The organism is Domibacillus mangrovi (genome assembly GCF_001906925.1).
In the GTDB taxonomy this organism is placed as follows: domain Bacteria; phylum Bacillota; class Bacilli; order Bacillales; family Domibacillaceae; genus Domibacillus; species Domibacillus mangrovi.
On the sequence record NZ_MRWQ01000005.1, the window covers coordinates 184,619 to 206,944 of the forward strand.

At 42.9% G+C, this 22,326-nt stretch carries 21 protein-coding genes; all 21 read right to left on the reverse strand.

Annotated elements, in window-relative coordinates:
- Positions 1-6 precede the first annotated feature (6 nt).
- Positions 7-549, reverse strand: a complete 543-nt coding sequence (gene hslV / locus BLL40_RS06065; RefSeq protein WP_073711024.1) for an ATP-dependent protease subunit HslV — start codon at positions 547-549, stop codon at positions 7-9.
- Between the two features lie 13 nt (positions 550-562).
- The gene (gene xerC, locus BLL40_RS06070; protein WP_073711025.1) at positions 563-1,462 is read right to left on the reverse strand and encodes a tyrosine recombinase XerC; all 900 of its coding nucleotides are present in this window, start codon (positions 1,460-1,462) and stop codon (positions 563-565) included.
- 61 nt (positions 1,463-1,523) lie between these two features.
- The gene (gene trmFO, locus BLL40_RS06075; protein WP_073711026.1) at positions 1,524-2,837 is read right to left on the reverse strand and encodes an FADH(2)-oxidizing methylenetetrahydrofolate--tRNA-(uracil(54)-C(5))-methyltransferase TrmFO; all 1,314 of its coding nucleotides are present in this window, start codon (positions 2,835-2,837) and stop codon (positions 1,524-1,526) included.
- Between the two features lie 151 nt (positions 2,838-2,988).
- Entirely contained in the window at positions 2,989-5,067 is a 2,079-nt protein-coding gene (gene topA / locus BLL40_RS06080; protein WP_073711027.1) for a type I DNA topoisomerase, read from the reverse strand.
- 221 nt (positions 5,068-5,288) lie between these two features.
- Positions 5,289-6,158 (reverse strand): DNA-processing protein DprA, encoded by an 870-nt coding sequence (gene dprA / locus BLL40_RS06085; protein ID WP_073711028.1) that lies wholly within the window; start codon positions 6,156-6,158, stop codon positions 5,289-5,291.
- 69 nt (positions 6,159-6,227) lie between these two features.
- Complete coding sequence (sucD, locus tag BLL40_RS06090) at positions 6,228-7,130, reverse strand: succinate--CoA ligase subunit alpha (protein ID WP_073711029.1); 903 nt, start codon at positions 7,128-7,130, stop codon at positions 6,228-6,230.
- Positions 7,131-7,164: 34 nt separating this feature from the next.
- The gene (gene sucC / locus BLL40_RS06095; protein WP_073711030.1) at positions 7,165-8,325 is read right to left on the reverse strand and encodes an ADP-forming succinate--CoA ligase subunit beta; all 1,161 of its coding nucleotides are present in this window, start codon (positions 8,323-8,325) and stop codon (positions 7,165-7,167) included.
- A 153-nt stretch (positions 8,326-8,478) separates the two neighbouring features.
- Entirely contained in the window at positions 8,479-8,751 is a 273-nt protein-coding gene (locus BLL40_RS06100; RefSeq protein WP_073711031.1) for an EscU/YscU/HrcU family type III secretion system export apparatus switch protein, read from the reverse strand.
- Positions 8,748-10,613, reverse strand: coding sequence for a hypothetical protein (locus tag BLL40_RS06105; protein ID WP_073711032.1), 1,866 nt, complete (start codon positions 10,611-10,613; stop codon positions 8,748-8,750). Before BLL40_RS06105 ends, BLL40_RS06100 begins: the two co-directional genes overlap by 4 nt.
- Positions 10,614-10,889: 276 nt before the next feature.
- Positions 10,890-11,657, reverse strand: a complete 768-nt coding sequence (locus BLL40_RS06110) for a ribonuclease HII (RefSeq protein WP_083566359.1) — start codon at positions 11,655-11,657, stop codon at positions 10,890-10,892.
- Positions 11,658-11,726: 69 nt separating this feature from the next.
- Positions 11,727-12,581 carry a ribosome biogenesis GTPase YlqF gene (gene ylqF, locus BLL40_RS06115; RefSeq protein WP_073711034.1) on the reverse strand — a complete coding sequence of 285 codons (855 nt, stop codon included), beginning with the start codon at positions 12,579-12,581 and terminating at the stop codon, positions 11,727-11,729.
- 31 nt (positions 12,582-12,612) lie between these two features.
- Entirely contained in the window at positions 12,613-13,152 is a 540-nt protein-coding gene (lepB, locus tag BLL40_RS06120) for a signal peptidase I (protein ID WP_073711035.1), read from the reverse strand.
- Positions 13,153-13,250: 98 nt separating this feature from the next.
- Positions 13,251-13,598 (reverse strand): 50S ribosomal protein L19, encoded by a 348-nt coding sequence (gene rplS, locus BLL40_RS06125; protein ID WP_018392326.1) that lies wholly within the window; start codon positions 13,596-13,598, stop codon positions 13,251-13,253.
- Positions 13,599-13,725: 127 nt separating this feature from the next.
- The gene (trmD, locus tag BLL40_RS06130; RefSeq protein WP_073711036.1) at positions 13,726-14,466 is read right to left on the reverse strand and encodes a tRNA (guanosine(37)-N1)-methyltransferase TrmD; all 741 of its coding nucleotides are present in this window, start codon (positions 14,464-14,466) and stop codon (positions 13,726-13,728) included.
- Positions 14,463-14,981 (reverse strand): ribosome maturation factor RimM, encoded by a 519-nt coding sequence (gene rimM, locus BLL40_RS06135; protein ID WP_073711037.1) that lies wholly within the window; start codon positions 14,979-14,981, stop codon positions 14,463-14,465. Before rimM ends, trmD begins: the two co-directional genes overlap by 4 nt.
- Positions 14,982-14,986: 5 nt before the next feature.
- Positions 14,987-15,376, reverse strand: coding sequence for a YlqD family protein (locus BLL40_RS06140; protein ID WP_073711038.1), 390 nt, complete (start codon positions 15,374-15,376; stop codon positions 14,987-14,989).
- Between the two features lie 82 nt (positions 15,377-15,458).
- On the reverse strand, positions 15,459-15,731 hold the full coding sequence (gene rpsP / locus BLL40_RS06145) for a 30S ribosomal protein S16 (RefSeq protein WP_018392322.1): 273 nt from the start codon (positions 15,729-15,731) through the stop codon (positions 15,459-15,461).
- Positions 15,732-15,941: 210 nt separating this feature from the next.
- Positions 15,942-17,291 carry a signal recognition particle protein gene (gene ffh / locus BLL40_RS06150; protein ID WP_073711039.1) on the reverse strand — a complete coding sequence of 450 codons (1,350 nt, stop codon included), beginning with the start codon at positions 17,289-17,291 and terminating at the stop codon, positions 15,942-15,944.
- 12 nt (positions 17,292-17,303) lie between these two features.
- The gene (locus BLL40_RS06155) at positions 17,304-17,618 is read right to left on the reverse strand and encodes a putative DNA-binding protein (protein ID WP_018392320.1); all 315 of its coding nucleotides are present in this window, start codon (positions 17,616-17,618) and stop codon (positions 17,304-17,306) included.
- 102 nt (positions 17,619-17,720) lie between these two features.
- Positions 17,721-18,740 (reverse strand): signal recognition particle-docking protein FtsY, encoded by a 1,020-nt coding sequence (ftsY, locus tag BLL40_RS06160; RefSeq protein WP_073711040.1) that lies wholly within the window; start codon positions 18,738-18,740, stop codon positions 17,721-17,723.
- Between the two features lie 21 nt (positions 18,741-18,761).
- On the reverse strand, positions 18,762-22,322 hold the full coding sequence (gene smc / locus BLL40_RS06165) for a chromosome segregation protein SMC (RefSeq protein ID WP_073711041.1): 3,561 nt from the start codon (positions 22,320-22,322) through the stop codon (positions 18,762-18,764).
- Between the last annotated feature and the right edge of the window lie 4 nt (positions 22,323-22,326).

Here is a 22,326-nt window from a genome sequence, read left to right on the forward strand (position 1 = left end):
CACTCCTCACTGAAGCTCTTCTACAATAATGTTATGGTTTGTGTATACGCATATATCAGCCGCTGTTTTCAGCGATGCCTCTGCAATGTCAAAAGCAGACAAATGAGAAGCATATTGCTTTAATGCCCGGCCCGCTGACAATGCATAATTTCCACCCGAACCAATTGCAAGAATACCATCATCCGGTTCAATTACTTCACCTGTACCGGAAATAAGCAGCAAATTATCTTTATCCATTACAATAAGCATTGCTTCTAATCGACGCAGCATTTTGTCTGAACGCCATTCTTTTGCCAGTTCCACAGCAGCCCTTTGTAAATTACCGCTATATTCCTGAAGCCGCTTTTCAAATAGTTCAAACAACGTGAAAGCATCCGCAACAGAACCAGCAAAACCTGCGACCACTTTTCCATTAAAGAGACGACGCACCTTTTTAGCCGTATGTTTCATTACGACGGCATTACCAAATGTAACTTGTCCGTCCCCTGACATAGCAGATGAACCGTTATGCTTTACTGCAAAAATCGTTGTAGCGTGAAATTGTTCCATTATTTTCTCTCCTTTATGCCCGCGGATGATGATTCATATACGTCTTTTGTAAATATTCTTTCGTTACATGCGTATACATTTGCGTAGATGAGAGGCTTGCGTGCCCGAGTAGCTCCTGAACCGTCCGCATATCCGCTCCATTATTCAATAAATGTGTCGCAAACGTATGCCGCAGCATATGCGGATGAATTTTTCCGGACAATGACGCTTTTTCCATTAATCCCGTTAAAATGTGGCGAATGCCTCCTGCTGTCAGCGGACCTCCACGGAAATTGACGAACAGAATCGAATGATCGGTGTTCTTCATCAATGAAGTCCGACTTGACTTTACATATACTTCTACTGCTTCTGCCGCAAAACTACCGAAGGGAACATATCGTTCGTTGCCTCCTTTTCCGTGAACAAGAATCACACCAAGATCAAAATCAATATCTTTCAGTTCAAGTCCAGCACATTCACTTACACGGATACCTGTTCCATACATTACTTCAAGCAAAGCTTTATTTCGTATAGACAATTCATCTGCCTCTTGTACCGTTTCAAACAATTCGTTCATCTCTTCTTCATAAAAAAAAGAGGGCAGCTTTCTCGCACCTTTCGGCCGATGCACGTTTAAAAATGGATTTTCGTCTACAATCGATTCTCTCATTAAATAGCGGTAAAATCCTCGAAGTGCTGAAACTTTCCGAGATACAGATGCACGAGCCATTTTTTTTTCATGCAGTTTTGTTAAATAAAGGCGGGTATCCTGATGTGTTACATCTGTTAGTTTTTCTATATGCTGTTCATTCATAAACATAAAAAATTGCTCTAGGTCTTCACGGTAATTTTTCACCGTGTGGACAGAGCTGTTCTTTTCTATTTGCAAATAAGCAAAATAAGAATGTGTATAATTATTGAAAGGTTTTGACATTTTCTCACCTCAGAAAGGGCTACTAAATAATATCATACGTAAGTAGCCCTTGCAAGAAAGTTTACATAGTCTGTAAATTTTTCGAAAAAGTTTGAATTGTTTCTAAAGCTCGCTCAGCGAGCGCCTCATATCGTTCTTTCTTCCCTTTTATTTTCACTGGAAGTGGAGGGAATAAACCAAAGTTTGCATTCATCGGCTGAAAATGATCGGCAGCCGCATTTGTAATGTAATGAGCCATGCCCCCGATTGCTGTTTCAACAGGTGCTGTAACCGGTTCTTGTCCATTTGCAAGCCGTGCCGCATTTATACCTGCCATCAAACCACTTGCCGCGGACTCAACATAACCTTCTACACCGGTCATCTGGCCGGCAAAAAATAAGTTTGGACGATCTTTCAACTGATAGGTTGATAATAACGCTTTTGGTGAATTAATAAATGTATTGCGATGCATCACACCGTAACGGACGATTTCAACATTTTCAAGCCCTGGAATAAGTTGAAGCACTTCCTTTTGTGGACCCCATTTTAAATGTGTTTGGAAGCCAACAATGTTATAAAGCGTACCTGCCGCGTTATCCTGGCGAAGCTGAACAACTGCATATGGGCGTTTTCCAGTGCGTGGATCTTCAAGTCCAACAGGCTTCATTGGACCGAAAAGCATTGTCTTTTTCCCTCGATTTGCCATTACTTCAATTGGCATACATCCTTCAAAGAAAATTTCTTTTTCAAATTCTTTTAGGGGTACGGTTTCAGCTGCGATTAACGCTTCATAAAAACGGTCAAACTCTTCTTCATTCATCGGACAATTTAAATAGGCCGCTTCACCTTTATCATATCTTGATTTCAAATAGACAATGTCCATGTTAATACTATCTTTTTCCAAAATGGGCGCAGCTGCATCATAAAAATACAAATAGTCTTCGCCTGTTAACACCTGAATTTTTTCAGCTAAACCGCTTGTTGTAAGAGGTCCTGTTGCAATAACCGTAATGCCTTCTGGGATGTCCGTTACTTCTTCATTGATCACTGTTACATTCGGATGATTTTTTACCCGCTCTGTCACGTGCCCAGCAAATTCATGACGATCTACTGCAAGCGCCCCGCCTGCTGGAACCGCACATGCGTCAGCTGAACTGATAATGACTGAGTTCAGTTTGCGCATTTCTTCTTTTAACACACCCACGGCATTCGTCAAACCATTTGAACGCAGCGAGTTACTGCATACAAGCTCTGCAAATTGATCTGTATGATGAGCTGGTGTTTGCTTCACTGGACGCATTTCATATAAGTGGACATGCAATCCGCGCTCTGCAATTTGAAATGCTGCTTCACTGCCAGCTAAGCCCGCGCCGATTACATTAATTGTTTGGGTCATGTTTGTTTCCTCCTGCTGTTACTATTAAAGGTACGTACCTATGCGCCCTTTATGCATTTTACACTACTCGTATTAAGAAAAAAAGAAAAATGTTTTATTTAACTAAAAGAACTGTCTGACTCATAACTGATTCAGACAGTTCTTTTACAGTCTATGACTGAGGCTGTTCTTTATAATCACATTCTGTACATTGAATTTGGATACCTTTTTTCAGCTTTTTCTCGACAAGCAGTTTACTGCATTTTGGACATGGCCGTTCAATCGGTTTATCCCATGACAGAAAATCACATTCAGGGAACTGATCACATCCGTAAAAAATACGGCGCTTTTTACTTTTCCTTTCTATTATATTACCTTCCAAACATTTCGGACATTTCACACCGATTTCTTTCACGATCGCTTTTGTATTCCGGCATTCCGGAAAATTACTGCACGCCATAAACTTTCCATAACGGCCCATTTTAAACACCATTTCATGACCGCACTTTTCACAGTCTTCACCGGCCGGCTCATCTTTAATTTCAATTTGTTCCATCTCTTTTTCTGCTTTTTCAAGATGGCCTTCAAAACCTTTATAAAATTCGTCTATGACCGCAACCCATTCTTTCACACCATCTTCTACGTTATCAAGATCTCGTTCCATTTTCACCGTGAATTCAACATCAATAATGTCTGCAAAAAACTCAACCATTAGCTCATGGACAATGCCCCCGAGTTCTGTCGGTACGAAGCGTTTGTTATCTAGCGCCACATAGCCGCGCTTCTGAATCGTATCTAGTGTCGGTGCAAATGTGGAAGGACGGCCTATGCCGAGCTCTTCGAGCGTTTTAACGAGCCGAGCTTCGGTGTATCGCGGCGGCGGCTGTGTAAAATGTTGCTTAGGATCAATCTCACCTGACTTTACACCGTCGCCTTCTTCCAGATTGGGAAGATAGTTTTCTTTTTCTTCTTTCGCATCATCTGAGCCTTCTACATATACTTTCATAAAACCTTGGAATTTCACCTTTGAACCGGTTGCCCGGAACATTACATCACCGTTTACAATATCGGCACTTACTGTATCCATCACGGCCGCCGCCATTTGACTGGCCACAAATCGTTCCCAGATTAATTTGTAAAGTCGCAGCTGATCACGCGATAAAAATTCTTTCAGCTTAGATGGCTCGCGAAGCATGCTTGTAGGTCTAATTGCTTCATGTGCATCCTGCGCATTTGGCTTTTTTGCTTCTATTTTCTGTCCCAGCTCTTTCACATATTCGTTTCCGTATTGAGACACAATATAAGCATGACTTTCCGCCTGTGCTACTTCTGATACACGCGTTGAATCTGTTCTCATATACGTAATTAATCCGACCGTACCTTCTTTGCCGAGATCAATTCCTTCATATAATTGCTGGGCAAGCATCATCGTTTTCTTCGCACGGAAGTTTAATTTACGAGCGGCTTCCTGCTGAAGAGAAGATGTTATAAACGGCGAAGCAGGGTTACGGCGGCGTTCTTTTTTCGTTACAGATGTAATGTCAAAGTCATTTCCTTGAATGGCTGAAAGCACATTTTTCATGTCTTCTTCCGAAGTTAGTTTCGTTTTTTTTCCATTCATTCCGTAAAACGATGCCTGGAATGTATCAGTACCTTTTATAAATTGTGCTTCAATTGTCCAGTATTCTTCTGGAATAAATGCTTTTATCTCATTTTCCCGATCAATGATCAGTCGGAGCGCAACAGATTGTACACGGCCGGCGCTCAAACCTTTTTTCACCTTTTTCCAGAGAAGCGGGCTAATGTTATAGCCGACAAGCCGGTCTAAAATACGGCGCGCTTGCTGTGCATCAACAAGATCCATATTAATCGGACGCGGATGCTTAAATGATTCTTTAATGGCATCTTTCGTAATTTCATTAAACACAACCCGGCAATCTGATGACGTCTCGATATTCAGTGAATGCGCTAGATGCCATGCAATTGCTTCCCCTTCGCGATCCGGGTCAGCTGCCAGATAAATTTTTTTCGCTTTTTTAGCGGCGGTTTTCAATTCTTTTAGCACAGGACCTTTCCCGCGAATGGTAATGTATTTTGGCTCGTAGTTATTGTCCCTATCGACACCCATCTGACTTTTCGGCAAATCGCGAACGTGCCCCATAGATGCCCGAACTTTGTAATTCTTCCCGAGATAGCGCTCAATTGTCTTCGCTTTCGCCGGGGATTCTACTATTACTAAATAATCCGACATAAGATAAAACCTCCCCCGAGAGGTGAAATGAATAATTAGACATATTATTATGCGTACAGTCTATGTTTGTCAAACGATTATTGTTTGTGTCATTCATTTTCAAGCTCTCTATGTTGCAAAACAAACCATGTTTCGTAAAAATCATTCTGTTGCAAAATCTATATGATATTAGCAGGAATTGCAACTATTTTTATACAAAGATGCTATGATTTTTTAAATTGTTAATCGAATTCTGTATAAATATCTGCTGCTGTATGGACGATTTTTGCACCGTCCCCAATAAGTTCGTGAACACCTTCAGACAAGGGATTTGTAATCGGCCCTGGCACGGCAAACACGTCGATTCCCTGCTCCAGTGCATACGATGCAGTGATAAGTGAGCCGCTTTTTTTGGCTGCCTGTACAACGAGCACACCTTTAGATAATCCACTGACGATCCTATTTCTTGCTGGAAACTGCCATTTTTCTGGTTTTGTTGTCGGTGCATATTCTGAAACAAGAAGTCCATGTTTAATAATTTGCTGAGCAAGACCGACATTTTCACGCGGATAAAAATGATTGAATCCGCCGGCAGTAACAGCGATTGTCTTGCCATTCGAATGTAGTGTCTGCTCATGTGCAAACGCATCAATTCCTTTCGCAAGGCCACTGACTACCGTTATATTTTTTTCAACGAGTGGCGGGATGAGCAGCTTCAGTGCTTCTTTTCCATATTGGGTACCCTGACGGGAACCAACAATAGCCAGCTTTTCCCCCTTCAATAAAGTCAAATTTCCTCTTGCAAATAACGCCCAGGGCGGTTGTGGCAATGTTTTTAATGAGTCCGGGTAACGTTCATCATAGATCGGGATAAAATGTGTATTGAAACGGGCGAGTGATGATAATATGTGCTCGAAAGAGAGTGAATGAAGTTGCTGTAAAATGGAGGTGGACTGAAGTTCAGAGCGGCCGGTGAAATAGGAAAATTGAGAAGGTGTAATTTTAGGCAAAAGCGTTAAATCCGGATCATTTTTAAATAAATTAAAAAAATCTTTCCATCCAGGTCCTTTGCAATAGTGGAACAGCAGCAGATTTTTCGTTGTGTCGTTCATACTTATTCCTCCTTTTTAACCATAGCAAAATAAGGTACCTGTACAAAAGACAGGTACCCATTTGGCATTTTAGTGTGTTTTGCACTCAGCTAAAAGGCCTTTTTCTTCCAAAACTTTAATAAGCGTTTCGCCCATAACAGATGGCGTTTCCGCTACTTGAATACCGCATTCGTTCATTACACGGATTTTTTCATCCGCAGTCCCTTTACCACCTGAAATGATGGCTCCAGCATGGCCCATGCGTTTTCCAGGAGGAGCTGTACGTCCGCCGATGAAGCCGACAACCGGTTTTGTCATGTTCGCTTTTACCCACTCAGCCGCTTCTTCTTCTGCTGTACCGCCGATTTCGCCGATCATGATCACTGCTTTTGTTTCAGGATCTTCATTGAATGCTTTTAATACATCAATGAAGTCTGTACCATTTACCGGATCTCCACCGATACCGACAGCTGTTGACTGGCCAATGCCGGCCTGTGTCAATTGATGAACCGCTTCATACGTCAATGTGCCGGAACGTGAAACAACGCCGACATGACCTTTTGTATGGATGTAGCCTGGCATAATGCCGATTTTGCACTCATCCGGTGTAATAACGCCCGGACAGTTCGGTCCTACGAGACGTGTTTTTTTGCCTTGCATGTAACGCTTTACTTTGACCATATCCAATACTGGAATGTGCTCTGTAATACAGATAGCTAGGTCAAGGTCTGCATCAACAGCTTCCAAAATCGCATCTGCTGCGAATGGAGCTGGTACATAAATAACAGATGCGTTTGCTCCTGTTTCTTTTACTGCTTCAGCAAGCGTATTAAATACTGGGACGCCTTCTACTTCCGTACCGCCTTTACCTGGCGTTACACCGCCGACGATTTTCGTGCCGTATTCGAGCATTTGCTTCGTATGGAAAAGGGCAGTCGAACCCGTAATACCTTGAACGATAACTTTCGTATCTTTGTTAATAAATACACTCATGCCTGTACCTGCCTTTCTATTGTCAACATCATTATTATTTTACGAGACTAACGATTTTTTGCGCGCCATCAGCCATTGAATCTGCCGAAACGATGTCAAGACCAGATTGATTCAAAATTTCTTTACCTGCATCGACATTTGTTCCTTCAAGACGGACAACGAGCGGTACAGACAGGCTGACCTGTTTCGCTGCTTCAACAACGCCTGTTGCGATGATGTCACATTTCATAATTCCACCGAAAATGTTAACAAAAATCCCTTTCACATTTGCATCAGAAAGGATAATTTTGAATGCCTCGGTTACTTTTTCAGCCGTCGCGCCGCCTCCAACATCAAGGAAGTTGGCCGGGTCGCCACTGTAATGTTTAATAATATCCATTGTCGCCATCGCAAGACCCGCTCCATTTACCATACAGCCGATGTTTCCACCAAGTGAAATGTAGCTTAAGTCATATTTTGATGCTTCAATTTCTTTTTTATCTTCTTCATCAAGATCGCGGTACGCTAAAATGTCTTTATGGCGGTAAAGCGCATTTGCATCGAAGTTCAATTTTGCGTCAAGCGCCATAACTTTGCCGTCACCAGTTACAACAAGTGGATTAATTTCTGCAATAGAGCAGTCTTTTTCAACAAATGCTGTATAGAGACTCATCATGAATTTAACAGCCTGTCCGACAAGCTCTTTCGGGATGTTAATGTTAAATGCTACACGGCGTGCCTGAAACGGGCTAAGGCCGATAACCGGATCAATATACTCTTTAAAGATTTTTTCCGGTGTTGCTTCTGCCACTTCCTCAATTTCTGTTCCGCCTTCTTCAGATGCCATTAAGACAACCTGTGACGTCGCACGATCCAAAACAAGACCGATGTAATATTCTTTCTTAATATCACATCCTTCTTCAATAAGAAGGCGTTTTACTTCTTTACCTTCAGGGCCTGTCTGGTGTGTGATAAGTGTTTTCCCAAGGATTTCCTCTGCATATGTACGCACTTCATCCAGATTTTTTGCGACTTTCACGCCGCCCGCTTTTCCACGCCCGCCTGCATGAATCTGTGCTTTAACAACGTTTACCGCTGTGCCTAATTCTTTTGCCGCTTCAACCGCTTCCTCAACGGAAAATGCAACCTTCCCATTTGGTACAGCAACGCCGTAACTTCTGAGAACTTCTTTACCCTGATACTCATGAATATTCATTATCCAGCCTCCTATCGATCTCAAAACATAGTGTGCAAACAAAACAGACTGCGATTTCATTGTAGTTAAAAAATGATATTATGTCTAGTTTTTGAACAAAAAAAAACGGTCTCTTTTTCACGAACGCACCAATTTTACAAAATACGTATAATATTATTCGTCAAAACGCCTGTCAAGCTGATAGATGAATGCAAATACTTCGGCAACTGCCTGATACAAATCTTCCGGGATCGCTTCATTTATCTCAAGCTGACCGAGTAGTTCAATGAGTCCAGGATCTTCTTGAACTGGAATATTATTTTCTTTCGCTGTTTCAATAATTTTTTCAGCAATTAGTCCTTTTCCTTTTGCTTTGACAGTCGGTGCTTTAACTGTATCAGGGTTGTAGGAGAGCGCAGCTGCCTGTTTACGGTTAGCCGGTTTCATATACGTATGTCCACCCCCAAATATTCTTCATCGTCCATAACATGAGCCAGCGGCTGTTTCATTCCGCGGCTGTACGATACTTCTTCAGACGGCTGTTTAAATTGAACACCGGACAACCGATATCCATGTTCTTCAAGTGCTTCTTTTAGACGATCCATCGTATTTATGCTCATTTGTTTTAACGAAGACGGAGCGGCGTCCGCAACAATGTTTAAATGAATGATTCGGTTTTGCACCTGCATATCGATGACTGTATTTTTCAGATTAGGCATATCCACATAAAATAATACGCGGCAATAATCAGCATCAATTTTTCCATTTGACTTCTTTTTACCGCTCCATTTAATCGTGACATCTCCTTGAAAAGCAGCAAATTGAAGGGGCACTTGCATAACGAGCTGCTGGATGGGGCCAGATTCTACTGATAAAATATGCTGTGCATTCAAGCGGCCGACGATTTGCTCGGCTGCTTCACGAATCGGTGCTGGTATCGTTTCTGTCATGAGCTTCAGGAGTTCCTGCTTTACATTTTGCTGCATCGCTTCCGGCTGATTTTTAGACGTCATAATTGCTTCGTGATCAATACCAAGCAGTTGAAAAGCATCTCTCAATGCTATTGCCACGTCTTTTCCACTAACGTGTGCCGGCACTTGCTGTTCTTCAAATAACCATGCATCCGTGCCAAGCAGTAGCCCCAGTCGCACCGCTGCTTGCTCAGGTACTGTCACTGCAACGGAAGAAGCGAGTTGAAATAAGGAGGCAACTTGTCTGTTTGCAGCAGGCACACCTTTCGTCAACTGATCGGTCAATTTCGTTACTTGCTGCATAAAAGCGGCTCTGTCTGGATGATTTGCCGGAACAGACTGGAACACAGCTTTTTTAAATGACGTAATTGTCTCCATGGTTACCGGCTTGCCTGCCAGCTGAACAAGCATTTCTTTCATCATTTGTACTGACTGAACAGATGGATTATTCGTTGTTTCGCTATTTTTCACTGCAACTGGCTGTTCCCCTATATTAGCAGCTACAATGGAGACCGGCGATTTGTTTGTTGTCAAATTGTTTTTCACAATAGAGGCTAGCTGTTCTGGCACATCACCAGATGAAGTCGGCATGTTCAATGCTTGTTTCAGCATTTGAACAACTGACACTTTTTCAGATAGACTGCCAGTTGAAAGAGCTGCCGCTAGATAAACTGCTTTTGCATTTAACAACGGGCTAGCTGCTGTTTTTCCTGATGAAGATGGTTCTCCAAGCAACCGATTAAGCGCATTCGTTGCTTCAGGCACCTTCCCGAGTTTCACAAGCGCATGTTGAAGTGCTACTAACTTGCCAGTCAATGATTCAGTTGTACGAGCTGACACGAGTGCCTGAAATACATTTTCTGTAATCGGTAAATGACGGGTGAACATAAACCGGAGTGCTTCCATTCCATCTTTAAGACCCGCTTTTGACAGCCAGGCTGAGACAAACTGAATGCTGTCTTTCGAAAGCGGCTGGCCTGTTTCCATCGCAAGCGCAGTGAAAACGACGCTTTCTTTCGTGATTGGTATTTGTAACCTTTCAAGCAACGCAGCCGCTTGGTCGGGCGTTCGCTGCATCGGCACATGATCCGACAAGACTTTTAGCTGCATCGTCCCTTTAAGGGAAGCAACCTGAAAAAAGTAACGCCGCCCCTCTTGAAGCGGCACTTCAAGCTGCGCAGTGATCTTCTGACCGAAGGCCGCTAACTCGGCCATTTGTCCTGGCAGTCGTTTCATCACTTTCCCGGCAAAAACTTGTCCCTCGTTTAGCATTTCAATCGGATTATGCCTTAGCTGTACTCTAACTCCTCTTTGTATTTCCGATTGACCGACCTCCATGCTCATCACCTCTTCCTATATCATTATCGCAGATTAACGAGCTGTAAGATCCCCACGAAGGATAAGTGGGGGACAAACTGCCCGTTAAAGCCCAATTGGTTCGGGCCGGCTGAAGCCGGTCACTCACGTATTGCCGCAGGACGCGGCGCTCTTTACCTGAGTTCCTTTTTATTCAGCGGGGATAGCGGAACGCAGACTAAACCCGTCACGTCCTGTGACAACGTCTGCATGACCCACATCCTGTGGGCCTAATCCCCCGCTGATGGAAGATTCACTTTATCGAAGCATTTCTTTTACAGGTGCAAACGTTTTGCGATGCTGAGGTGTGATGCCATATTCCTCAAGCCCAAGTAAATGCTCTCTTGTTCCATAACCCATGTTTTTTTCAAATCCGTAACCAGGATATTGGCGTGCATATTCCTTCATCAACTGGTCTCTTGTCACTTTTGCGATAATTGATGCAGCCGCAATCGATGCACTTTTTGCATCTCCTTTAATAATCGACGTCTGATGAATATCAACCGGAATCACCATGGCGTCTACAAAAAGGTGGTCAGGAGGTTCAGGTAGTGCCTTCACAGCTTCAATCATCGCTTTTTTAGTTGCTTCGTATATATTGATTCGATCAATTTCGTCTGCACTAATAATACCGATGCCTGTCTGGCAGTTCGCCATAATTAATTCATACAAATGATCACGGACCCTTTCACTTAACTTTTTTGAATCATTTATACCTTCTGGTAAAAAACCTTCTGGTAAAATGCAGGCCGCTGCCACAACCGGGCCAGCAAGTGGTCCTCTTCCTGCTTCATCAATGCCTGCGATGATACGGACTCCTTTTTCCTTCTTTGCACGTTCATACGCCATCATTTGATGCAGGCGTTCCTCTTCCTTTCTTTCTCTTTCAAGACGGCGTATGCAGGCAGTAATAGCTTCCTGCACCCCTTTTCGTTCGTCATCTTTCCAGAAGGACAAACGAAAGTCATCCGTTGTCCTTATAACAGACAACTGTTCTTTAATAAATGCAATCGTTTCTTTTTCCATATACATCTCCCTGTTCTTTTTATCGGTCGTTTCTGTTTTTTTTACACAAAAAAGCGCGAAGGCAGTCCTTCACGCTTTTTCCGGTGGAATATCGAATGTTAGCCGGCCAAATTGACCGCTACGCACATCACGGATCATGATATCCGTCACTTTGTCGTAGTCTACTTCGCCGCCCGATGCAAGACTGCCACGCCGCTCGCCAATTTGATGAAACACGTATGCCATATCCTCAGGCAACACGGCAAAGCCATATCGTTCTTCAAGGCGTGCTGGATATCGTTCTTCCAAATAACGAAGACCGTAAATCGCTACATCTTGTAGATTTAAAATCGCATCTTTAATCGCACCAGTCAAAGCAAGTTTATAGCCTGTTTCCGGATCTTCAAACTTTGGCCACAAAATACCTGGTGTATCTAGTAATTCAAGGTGCTGTGCTGTTTTAATCCACTGCTGTGCTTTCGTTACACCTGGCATATTACCTGTTTTAGCAATATTTTTTTTGGCAATGCGATTAATCAGCGTCGATTTCCCGACATTTGGAATACCGACAATCATCGCCCGCATTGCACGCGGTTTTATCCCACGCGCGCGCATCCGATCAAATTTTTCTTTTAAAATGCCTTCTGCTGCTTTCACCATTTTATCAAGCCCATTGCCTGCCTGTGAATTGACGGACACTGCTTCAATACCTTGTTCTTTGAAATAGCGGATCCATTCTTTCGTCATCACGGGATCAGCCATGTCTTCTTTATTTAAAATAACGAGACGCGGTTTTTGATTGACAATTTCATCAATCATCGGGTTGCGTGATGATAATGGGAGTCTCGCATCTACGAGTTCAAAAATAATATCCACTAATTTTAATTTTTCCGTTACTTGCCGCCGTGCTTTGGCCATATGACCTGGAAACCATTGAATCGTCACATTCACACCATCCTTTCTATCCTTTTATCTTTTAATCAACGATACGGATCTGATCAAATGGCCAATAAACAAATTTCGTTTCTCCAACGATTTCATCTATTTTAACCGTCCCGATATGCCGGCCATCTTTACTAAAGCGACGGTTGTCACCAAGGACAAATATTTCACCGTCCGGTACTGTTTCCTGTCCCGTTATTTCAGCAAGTGTAAAATCCGGTGTAAGGGGACCATCTGTTACTTCGCTTTTGTATTCATTTAAATACGGTTCATCAAATGCTTTACCGTTTACATATAAAACATCGTCTTTATATTCGACTGTGTCACCTGGAAGTCCTATTACTCGTTTGATGTAATCTTTATTTTCAGGGGCGTGAAAGACGACAATATCAAAGCGGTCTGGGTTGCTCATTTTATTCACAATCATCCGGTCGCCGCTCTCAAGCGTCGGCATCATAGATAGACCGTCCACAACGATCGGCGCAAATATAAAGTATCGAATAAGAGCTGCCATGCCGACTGCGATGAGCAGTGCTTTCGTCCATTCCCAAAATTCATTTTTCCCTTCTATCATGCGTGATAACACCTCCATACAAAGTAAAATTATCATATCATGCAACCAGCAAAATCTGAAAGAAAAAGGAGCCTGCAGGCAGACTCCTTTTAATGCACTTAGTATCTGATTTCTTTAATGCGGGCTGCTTTACCACGCAGATTGCGTAAGTAGTACAATTTCGCACGACGAACTTTACCGCGGCGCATTACTTCAATTTTTGCGATTTTTGGTGTATGAAGCGGGAATGCACGCTCAACGCCCACGCCGTAAGAAATCTTACGAACTGTAAATGTTTCGCTTACGCCGCCGCCGCGACGCTTGATTACAACGCCTTCATATACTTGAATACGCTCACGTGTACCCTCAACGACTTTAACGTGTACGCGTACAGTGTCTCCCGGACGGAAAGATGGGAGATCAGAACGAAGCTGCTCCTGAGTTAATTCTTGAATCAATTTGTTCATTTTGTTTTCCTCTCCTTCTAACAAATGCTCATACCCGCGCATATCGGCGGCAGCGGAACACCGTTTTAATGTAGTTGTGCACTTTTGCACACTACACGCGAAATTTTATCATATTATTTTGCATAGATCAAGTTGTTTTTTTTGCTTGCCATGAATCTATTAGTTGTTTTTCTTTTTCTGTTAACGGGTGGTGATCAAACAGATCTGGACGGCGTTCCCACGTGCGCTTCAACGACTGCTCCCGCCGCCATTCGTCAATATGACGATGATTACCCGATGTTAAGATATCCGGTACTTTCATTCCTCTAAAGTTTGCGGGACGTGTATAATGAGGATGTTCAAGCAGCCCTGAAGAAAATGAATCCTGCACAGCAGAATCATCATTGCCAAGTACACCGGGTAAAAGCCGTACAACACTGTCTGCAACAACCATTGCGCCAAGCTCTCCCCCAGTTAACACGTAGTCACCAATAGAAATCTCATCCGTCACGAGATGGATACGAACCCGTTCATCATACCCTTCATAATGGCCGCACAAAAAAATGAGATGTTCTTCCCCTGCAAGTTCTTCGGCTTTCTTTTGTGTATAGCGCTCGCCCTGTGGACACATTAAAATGATCCGCGGAGCCGTTTCCGCTTCTTTTTTCAGCACCTCTACCGCATCAAATAACGGCTGCGGCTTCAATACCATGCCCGCACCGCCTCCATACGGATAATCATCTACCACTTTATGCTTCCCGTCTGCATAGTCACGGAAATTAACAGCACGAAACGATACTTTTTCTTTATCCGTTGCTTTCTTCATAATGGAGGATGAAAAAACACCTTGAAACATTTCCGGAAACAGTGTCAATACATCGATCTTCATTCCAGCAGCCCGTCTATCGGGTCAATAATAATGACTTTCTCATCTATATTAACAGACTTCACGACGTCATCAATATATGGAATATAAGCATCATCCCCACCGATTCGGCTGACGACCCAGACGTCATTTGCGCCCGGTGTAAGCACTTCTTTCACCCGGCCAATAACGTCGCCACCAACGGTTCTTACTTCACAGTCGATAATTTCATGAAAATAGAATTCACCTTCATCGAGATCACCAAGCTGATCTTCATGCACTTTTAAAACTGAGCCTTTAAACGGTTCAACAAGTTGGATTGATGTATAATTTTCAAACGTCAGCAAGTCAAATGTTTTATGTTTGCGGTGTGCAGCAATTGTAACTGGAATCCCCTCTTTGCCGCCTTCTTTAAAAATAGAAAGGGTATTGCCTTTTTTATATCGTTCTTCTGGAAAATCAGTGAGAGACAGCACCCTTACTTCGCCACGCAATCCATGCGTATTGACGATTTTCCCAACATTATACCATTTACTCATATCATTCACCTCTGCTTGCGGATTTCAATAATAACACCATCTTTTACAACAATTGTACCACCGTCTCCTCCATCAAAACGGTCGCCTGCCTTCACTTCAACAACGGATTGAATATCACGTTCCTTCAATTCGGTTCCCATCGGCAGCTTTTCAAGTTGACTCATTTGAAATTCAATGACCGAAATTTTCTCATGGCGCTGGTCAATTTCTTGTTGAAATCGTGCAGCAACATCCACCTGTTTCGCTCCCGCACGTTCCGCTTTTTTCTTTTCAAAAAGAAGCTGTGCGGTTTCTCGTTCCAGCTGCCGCATCCGACTTTCATAGTCATGCATTCGGTCCTTCTTTAATACATCCGTTACGACTTGAACGACTGATACTGTTTGTATAATATGCACATTCACCGCTCCTTTTCATGGAACAAAAATGGCAATTCCCCAAAAGAATCCTTCTTTTGGGGAATTGTCGTCTCGCAATGAATTACTTGCTGTATTTTGCATTATGGAATTTTTCCATGATGCCTTCGTTTGAGAACAAGTTGCGAACAGTGTCAGACGGTTTCGCGCCGTCTTGCATCCATTTAAGCGCAAGTTCTTCGTTAATTTTTACTTCCGCCGGTTTCGTTACCGGGTTGTACGTGCCGATTGTTTCGATTTGACGGCCATCACGCGGTGAACGAGCGTCTGCTACTACGATACGATAGAATGGGGATCTTTTTGAACCCATACGTTTTAAACGAATTTTTACTGCCATGCTAATAAGCACCTCCGAAATAGTTTCACACAAGATAGAATAATACCAAATAGTTAAAGTGTTGTAAAGTGTTTTTTCTTTACAAGGTTCATAGGTCATGAATCATGAAGGCGTTGCGGCCCGATCCCACACTTTTTACCCTTTGAACCTTGAAAAATTACGTTAGCCTTTCTTTTGCTCGTCACTCCAGAGCAACCGGCTTCGTTTTTCTTACATAAACGGTAATTTTGGCATGCCGCCTTTTTTCTTGCCTTTTTGCTGCATGGCGGACATTTGCTTCATCATTTTTTTCATGTCTTCAAATTGCTTAAGAAGACGGTTTACTTCCTGGATCGATGTACCGGAACCGCGGGCAATTCGTTTACGGCGTCCTGAATTAATAATCTCTGGTTGCTGCTTTTCATCACCTGTCATTGAACGAATAATGGCTTCAACGCGGCCGATTTGTTTTTCATCGACTTGCACGTTATTGAGGCCTTTCATTTTGTTCGCACCTGGTAGCATTTTTAATATTTCATCAAGCGGTCCCATAGAGCGCACCTGCCCGAGTTGATCTAGAAAATCGTCAAATGTGAACGACATCGTCCGCATTTTTTGCTCGAGCTCTTTCGCTTTCGATTCATCGACATTCGTCTGTGCTTTTTCAATGAGCGTCAGCACATCACCCATCCCGAGAATACGTGAAGCCATACGTTCTGGGTGAAACGACTCGAGCGCATCGAGCTTTTCACCCATCCCGATAAATTTAATCGGTTTTCCGGTGACAGCACGAATAGACAGCGCTGCTCCACCACGCGTATCGCCATCCAATTTTGTCAGCACGACGCCCGTAATGCCCAACTGTTCATTAAAGCTTTCAGCTACGTTTACAGCATCTTGTCCAGTCATTGAATCGACAACAAGGAAAATTTCTTCCGGCGTAGAAAGCTCTTTAATTTGTTTCAATTCATCCATGAGCGTTTCATCAATGTGAAGACGTCCAGCAGTATCGATTAAGACATAATCAAGATGCTCATCTTTCGCTTTTTGAATCGCCTGTTTCGCAATTTCAACCGGGCTTACTTGGTCACCTAGTGAAAAGACAGGCATATCCAGCTGTTTCCCAAGCGTTTCGAGCTGTTTAATTGCCGCTGGACGATAAACATCCGCCGCGACTAAAAGCGGCTTCCGATTGTACTTTTTACGAAGCAAATTAGCCAGTTTTCCGGTTGTCGTCGTTTTACCGGCACCTTGCAAACCGACCATCATGATGACCGTCGGCGGCCGTTTCGAAGTACCAATTCGGCTTTCTTCCCCGCCCATCAGTTCAGTCAGTTCTTCTTTTACAACTTTAATGACTTGCTGACCCGGTGTTAAACTTTTCATGACTTCCTGGCCGACAGACCGTTCACTTACTTTTTTAACAAATTCTTTCACAACTTTAAAGTTAACATCCGCCTCGAGTAATGCCAGACGCACTTCACGCATCATTTCTTTCACATCGGCTTCGGAGACTTTTCCTTTGCCTCGAATTTTCTGCATCGTTCCTTGCAGCCGTTCGGCCAATCCTTCAAACGCCATCATACAGTCCCCCTATTCGAGTTCCTCAAGCGCTAGAACGAGCGGCAAGGAATGCGCATCTGCACATTCCTTTAGCTGCTCGATCAGTTCTTTGCGCTGCTGGAATTTATTTAGCAGCTTTAATTTCGCTTCATATTCTTCAAGCATAGCTTCTGTGCGTTTTATATTGTCGTAAACTGCTTGACGGCTCACTCCATACTCTTCAGCGATTTCGCCGAGCGAGTAATCATCCAGATAGTATAAGGACATATAGCTACGCTGCTTGTCGGTCAGAAGCATCTGATAAAAATCGGACAGATAATTCATCCGCATCGTTTTTTCAAGCATAGCCGTCCTCTCCTTCGTTAAGTGAAAAACCTTTACACCAAAACAGTGTACCTGCTTCTTCCTCTTCTGTCAAGAAAGATGAACAGCAGGTACAACTTCCTTTTATTCGCTTTCTTCCTCATTGTTTTTCTCGTCCTTTTCTTCAAATGCCTGTGCAAATAATCCATATGCATATTTCTCAGCATTAAACGGCTGCAAATCATCTATTTTTTCGCCAAGTCCAACGAATTTTACCGGAACACCGAGCTCTTTACGGATCGCAAGTACAATGCCGCCTTTAGCAGTGCCATCTAGCTTCGTCAACACAATACCTGATACATCCGTTGCTTCTTTAAACGTTTTCGCTTGAATCAGTGCATTTTGACCAGTCGTTGCATCCACGACAAGCAATACTTCATGTGGAGCGCCAGGAATTTCTCGTTCGATGACCCGCTTTACCTTTTGTAATTCATTCATTAAATTTACTTTGTTTTGCAAACGTCCCGCCGTGTCACAAAGTAAAATATCTGCACCGCGTGATTTTGCTGCGCGAACAGCATCATACATGACAGCTGCCGGGTCCGAACCTTCCGCCTGTTTGATGACGTCAACACCGGTGCGTTCTCCCCACACTTCCAACTGTTCGATTGCACCCGCACGAAATGTATCGCCTGCTGCAAGCATCACTTTTTTACCATTTGATTTAAATGTATGTGCAAGCTTGCCAATCGTTGTCGTTTTGCCGACACCGTTTACCCCAACAAACAAAATAACAGTCAGTTCTCCGTCTTGAATGTTCAATTCAGACTCAGCTTCTTTGCCACCTGAATAAATATCAACAAATTTTTCAGTAATGATTTCGCGAATTGCTGCTGGATCGTTCGTGTTGCGTCGCTTCACTTCCAATTTCAGTTCGTCAATCAATTCCATCACTGTATCGAAACCAACATCGGCTCCGATCAAAATTTCTTCCAACTCTTCAAAGAAATCTTCATCAATTTTCCGGTAACGGGCGATTAAATTGTTGACTCTCGCTGCAAACCCAGTCCTCGTTTTCGTTAAGCCTTCCGCATATTTTTCTGTTGTTTGTTCCTGTTCCTCTGAAGCAGAAAATTTTTCTTTTAATTTTTTAAAAAAGTTCATTTAGTTCATTCCTTTCAAACATTAAATAGACGCAGCCGCTTCTTCAAGACGGACGGATACGAGACTTGACACGCCCGACTCCTGCATCGCTACGCCATACAGTGCATCTGCTTCTTCCATCGTCTGCTTCCGGTGCGTAATAACGATAAACTGCGTATTTTCACTGAACTGTTTCAAATAGCGGCTAAACCGGTGTACATTTACTTCATCGAGCGCCGCTTCTACTTCATCAAGAATGCAAAATGGTACAGGGCGCACACGCAAAATAGCAAATAACAGCGCAATCGCTGTGAGGGCTCGTTCGCCGCCCGAAAGCAAGCTTAAATGCTGTAGCTTTTTCCCTGGAGGCATGGCCGAGATGTCGACACCCGAATGAAGAATATCTTTCGGATCCGTTAATTTCAGCTCTGCTTGCCCACCGCCAAATAGTTGTGTAAAAGCTGGCTGAAATTCCGCCTTAATGGCGTCAAATGTTTCCGTAAAACGCCGCGTCATTTCTATATCCATCTCATCCATCACATCATGCAATGTTGCTTTAGCCTCTTCAAGATCTGTTTTCTGATCTCGTAAAAAAGTTACACGGGCAAATGTCGTCTCATATTCTTCAATCGCACCAATATTTACATCGCCAAGTTCTTCAATCGTTTTTTTAATTAATCGTATGCGGCGTTTCGCTTCATCAAGTGGACTTTTGAGTGAATAATCACGCTGCGCTTCTTCAAACGTAAGCGAATAGTACTCACTTAGTTTTTGCAGAAGCGAGTCCATTTCCATTTCAAGACGGGCAATTTTCACATCATGCTCGCGCAGCGCTTCAGATAATCCTTTTAACAAGCGACGGGACTCAGTTAATGATTTTGTTTTTTGTTCAAGTTCTTCTGTTTTTTTCAAACGAGTTGATTTTATACAGGCAATCTCTTTGACCGTCCGATCTTTCTCAGTTGACCGTTCTTCTGACTGCCTTGCAAGTGTTACACCTGTTGTGCCGCTGTTGCTTTGTTCACTCTGAATAAACGCACGCTCTTCTAAAAGGTGCCCATACATTTCTTCTACATCTGTCCATTCTGAAAGAAGACGGTTTTCCTGCTCTTTTTTATAATCAAGCTGTTCACTCAATACCGCGATTTTCGGACGAAGTATATTCAATTCCGATGCGAGATTTTCACGCTCAGCAGAGGCTGACTTCCGCTTTGATTCTAGTAAAGCTATTTGACGATCAAGTGATTGAATCGACTCTTCTTCTTCTTTCAGCGTTACTTCTACTTCTTTTTTTCTTTTTTGCAGAAAAGTTTGTTCATCATCAAACTCCCTTTTTTCTGCATCGTATACGGCTAAACGGTCATTGATGGACTGTTCGTTAAATGACCATTCCAAGAGCTGGTTTTTCACATCCTGCAATGACTGTCGGTACTTTTCACCCATTTCTTCCAGCTTCTGCACATGTTGATCTTGCTCGACAGAACGAATTTGCAAAGACTTTACTTCTTGTTCAGCAGATGCTGTTTTTCCCTCCATCGCTTCGATCCGGCTGTTCAATGTATCGAGTTCATTTTTCCGTCCAATTAACGATACGCCTGTTTTTTTCACCGAACCGCCTGTCATTGAACCGCCTGCATTCACAACATCACCGTCTACAGTTACAATACGGTAACGGTGGTTTATTTTGCGGGCAATATGGTTTGCTTCTTCAAGTGAAGCTGCAATAATAACATGTCCAAGCAAATGACCTGCTGCCCCGGCATATTGCTCATCGTAATTAGCAAGTTCATTCGCTGTACCGAGAAATCCTTTTTCCTGGCGAATGGATGACCGTACATGATCCGGAAGTGTTTTTTCTTTCACCGTCGAAAGCGGTAAAAATGTCGCTCTTCCGTATTTATTTTTTTTCAAAAATGCAATCGCTGCACGCGCAGACTGCTCGTCTGTCACTAAAATATGCTGCATTGCACCGCCAAGAGCGGTTTCGATCGCTAGTTCATATTCTTTCGGGACTCGGATCAGTTCAGCAGCAGCACCGATGACGCCAGGCAGCCGATTGTTTTTTTCTTTTAATACTTCTTTTACACCAGAATAAAAACCGGCATATTCGTCTTCTAGCGACGACAGCAAATCACGACGTGACAATGCTTCCTGCAAAATTTGATACGCTTTATATAGAGCAGTACGCCGTTTTTCGATTGTTTCTTTTGCGATATCACGTTCTTTTTTTGCTTCTCTATAATAAGCGTTATGCTCATTCAGTTTCTGTTCGGCTTCTATCCGCGCTTGTTCAAGTTTCTGTTTTTCTTCTTCAAGTAATTGGCGTTCGTGCAAGTATTGATTATTGCTACCGCCAAGACGGATAAATCGTAATGTAAGCCGCTCGAACTGCCGATCCATCTCGCGCAGCTCATTTTTCGCTGCCGCTGCATGATTTAAATGATCAATGTATTCTGATTTTAACGATTCGATTTTTTCTTCAGCATTTTCGGAAAAAGCTTGAAAAAGTGTCTCTTTATCTGCCGCTTCACGCTTTAGCTTTTCAAGTTCTTCCTCCTTTAATTTTGCAAGTGTACTTGCTTCTTCTCTCGATGCTTTCAAAGATGCACGTTTTCGCTCTGCTTCTTCAAGTGATTTTGCCAAACGTTCTTCATTGTATGAGGCATTTTTTAGACGCTCATCCATAAGCCGGCGTTTACCTTCAATTTTTTCAAGCGATTCAATAATGGTAAGTAAATTTTGCTGAGCAGCCTCTTCCTGTTCACCAAGCTGCTTCAAATCCTGTTCCACGATTTTCATTAATGCCTCAATAGATTCTACTTGTTCAGACAATCTATCTGCCTGTTGTTCATTTCTCTTTTTTTCTTCTTTTTGACGTTCCCATTCCTTATGAGACTCAGCGATATCATGTGCCCATACCCCCGCCTCAATTTCTTTTAACTCGGCTTTTTTCTCCAAATAATCTCTCGCTGCAGACGCCTGCATTTCAAGCGGTTCCACCCGTTGTTCAAGTTCATGTAAAATATCGTTCACGCGGCTTACATTTTCTTCTGTTTCCTTAAGTTTTTGTTCCGCCTGTTTTTTACGCGTTTTATATTTCAACACTCCGGCTGCTTCTTCAAAAATCGATCGCCTTTCTTCTGGGCGACTGTTCAAAATTTCATCAACGCGGCCTTGTCCAATAATTGAAAAAGCTCCGCGGCCGAGACCGGAATCCATAAATAATTCTATAATATCTTTCAGACGACAGCTTTGCTTATTAATAAAATATTCACTGTCACCGTTCCGATTTACACGGCGCATAATGCTTACTTCACTGTATTCGAGCGGTAGCGCACCATCCTTGTTATCGAGCGTAATTGTCACAGCTGCTTCGTTCAATTTCCTTCTTGAATCACTGCCAGAAAAAATGACATCTTCCATTTTCCCTCCGCGTAAACTTTTCGCCGATTGTTCACCAAGTACCCAGCGGATGGCTTCCGTAATATTACTTTTTCCAGAACCGTTTGGACCAACTACTGCAGTTACGCCAAGCATAAATTCGAGCGACACTTTTCCAGCAAATGATTTAAACCCCGCAATATCGAGCTTTTTCAGGATCATGCCT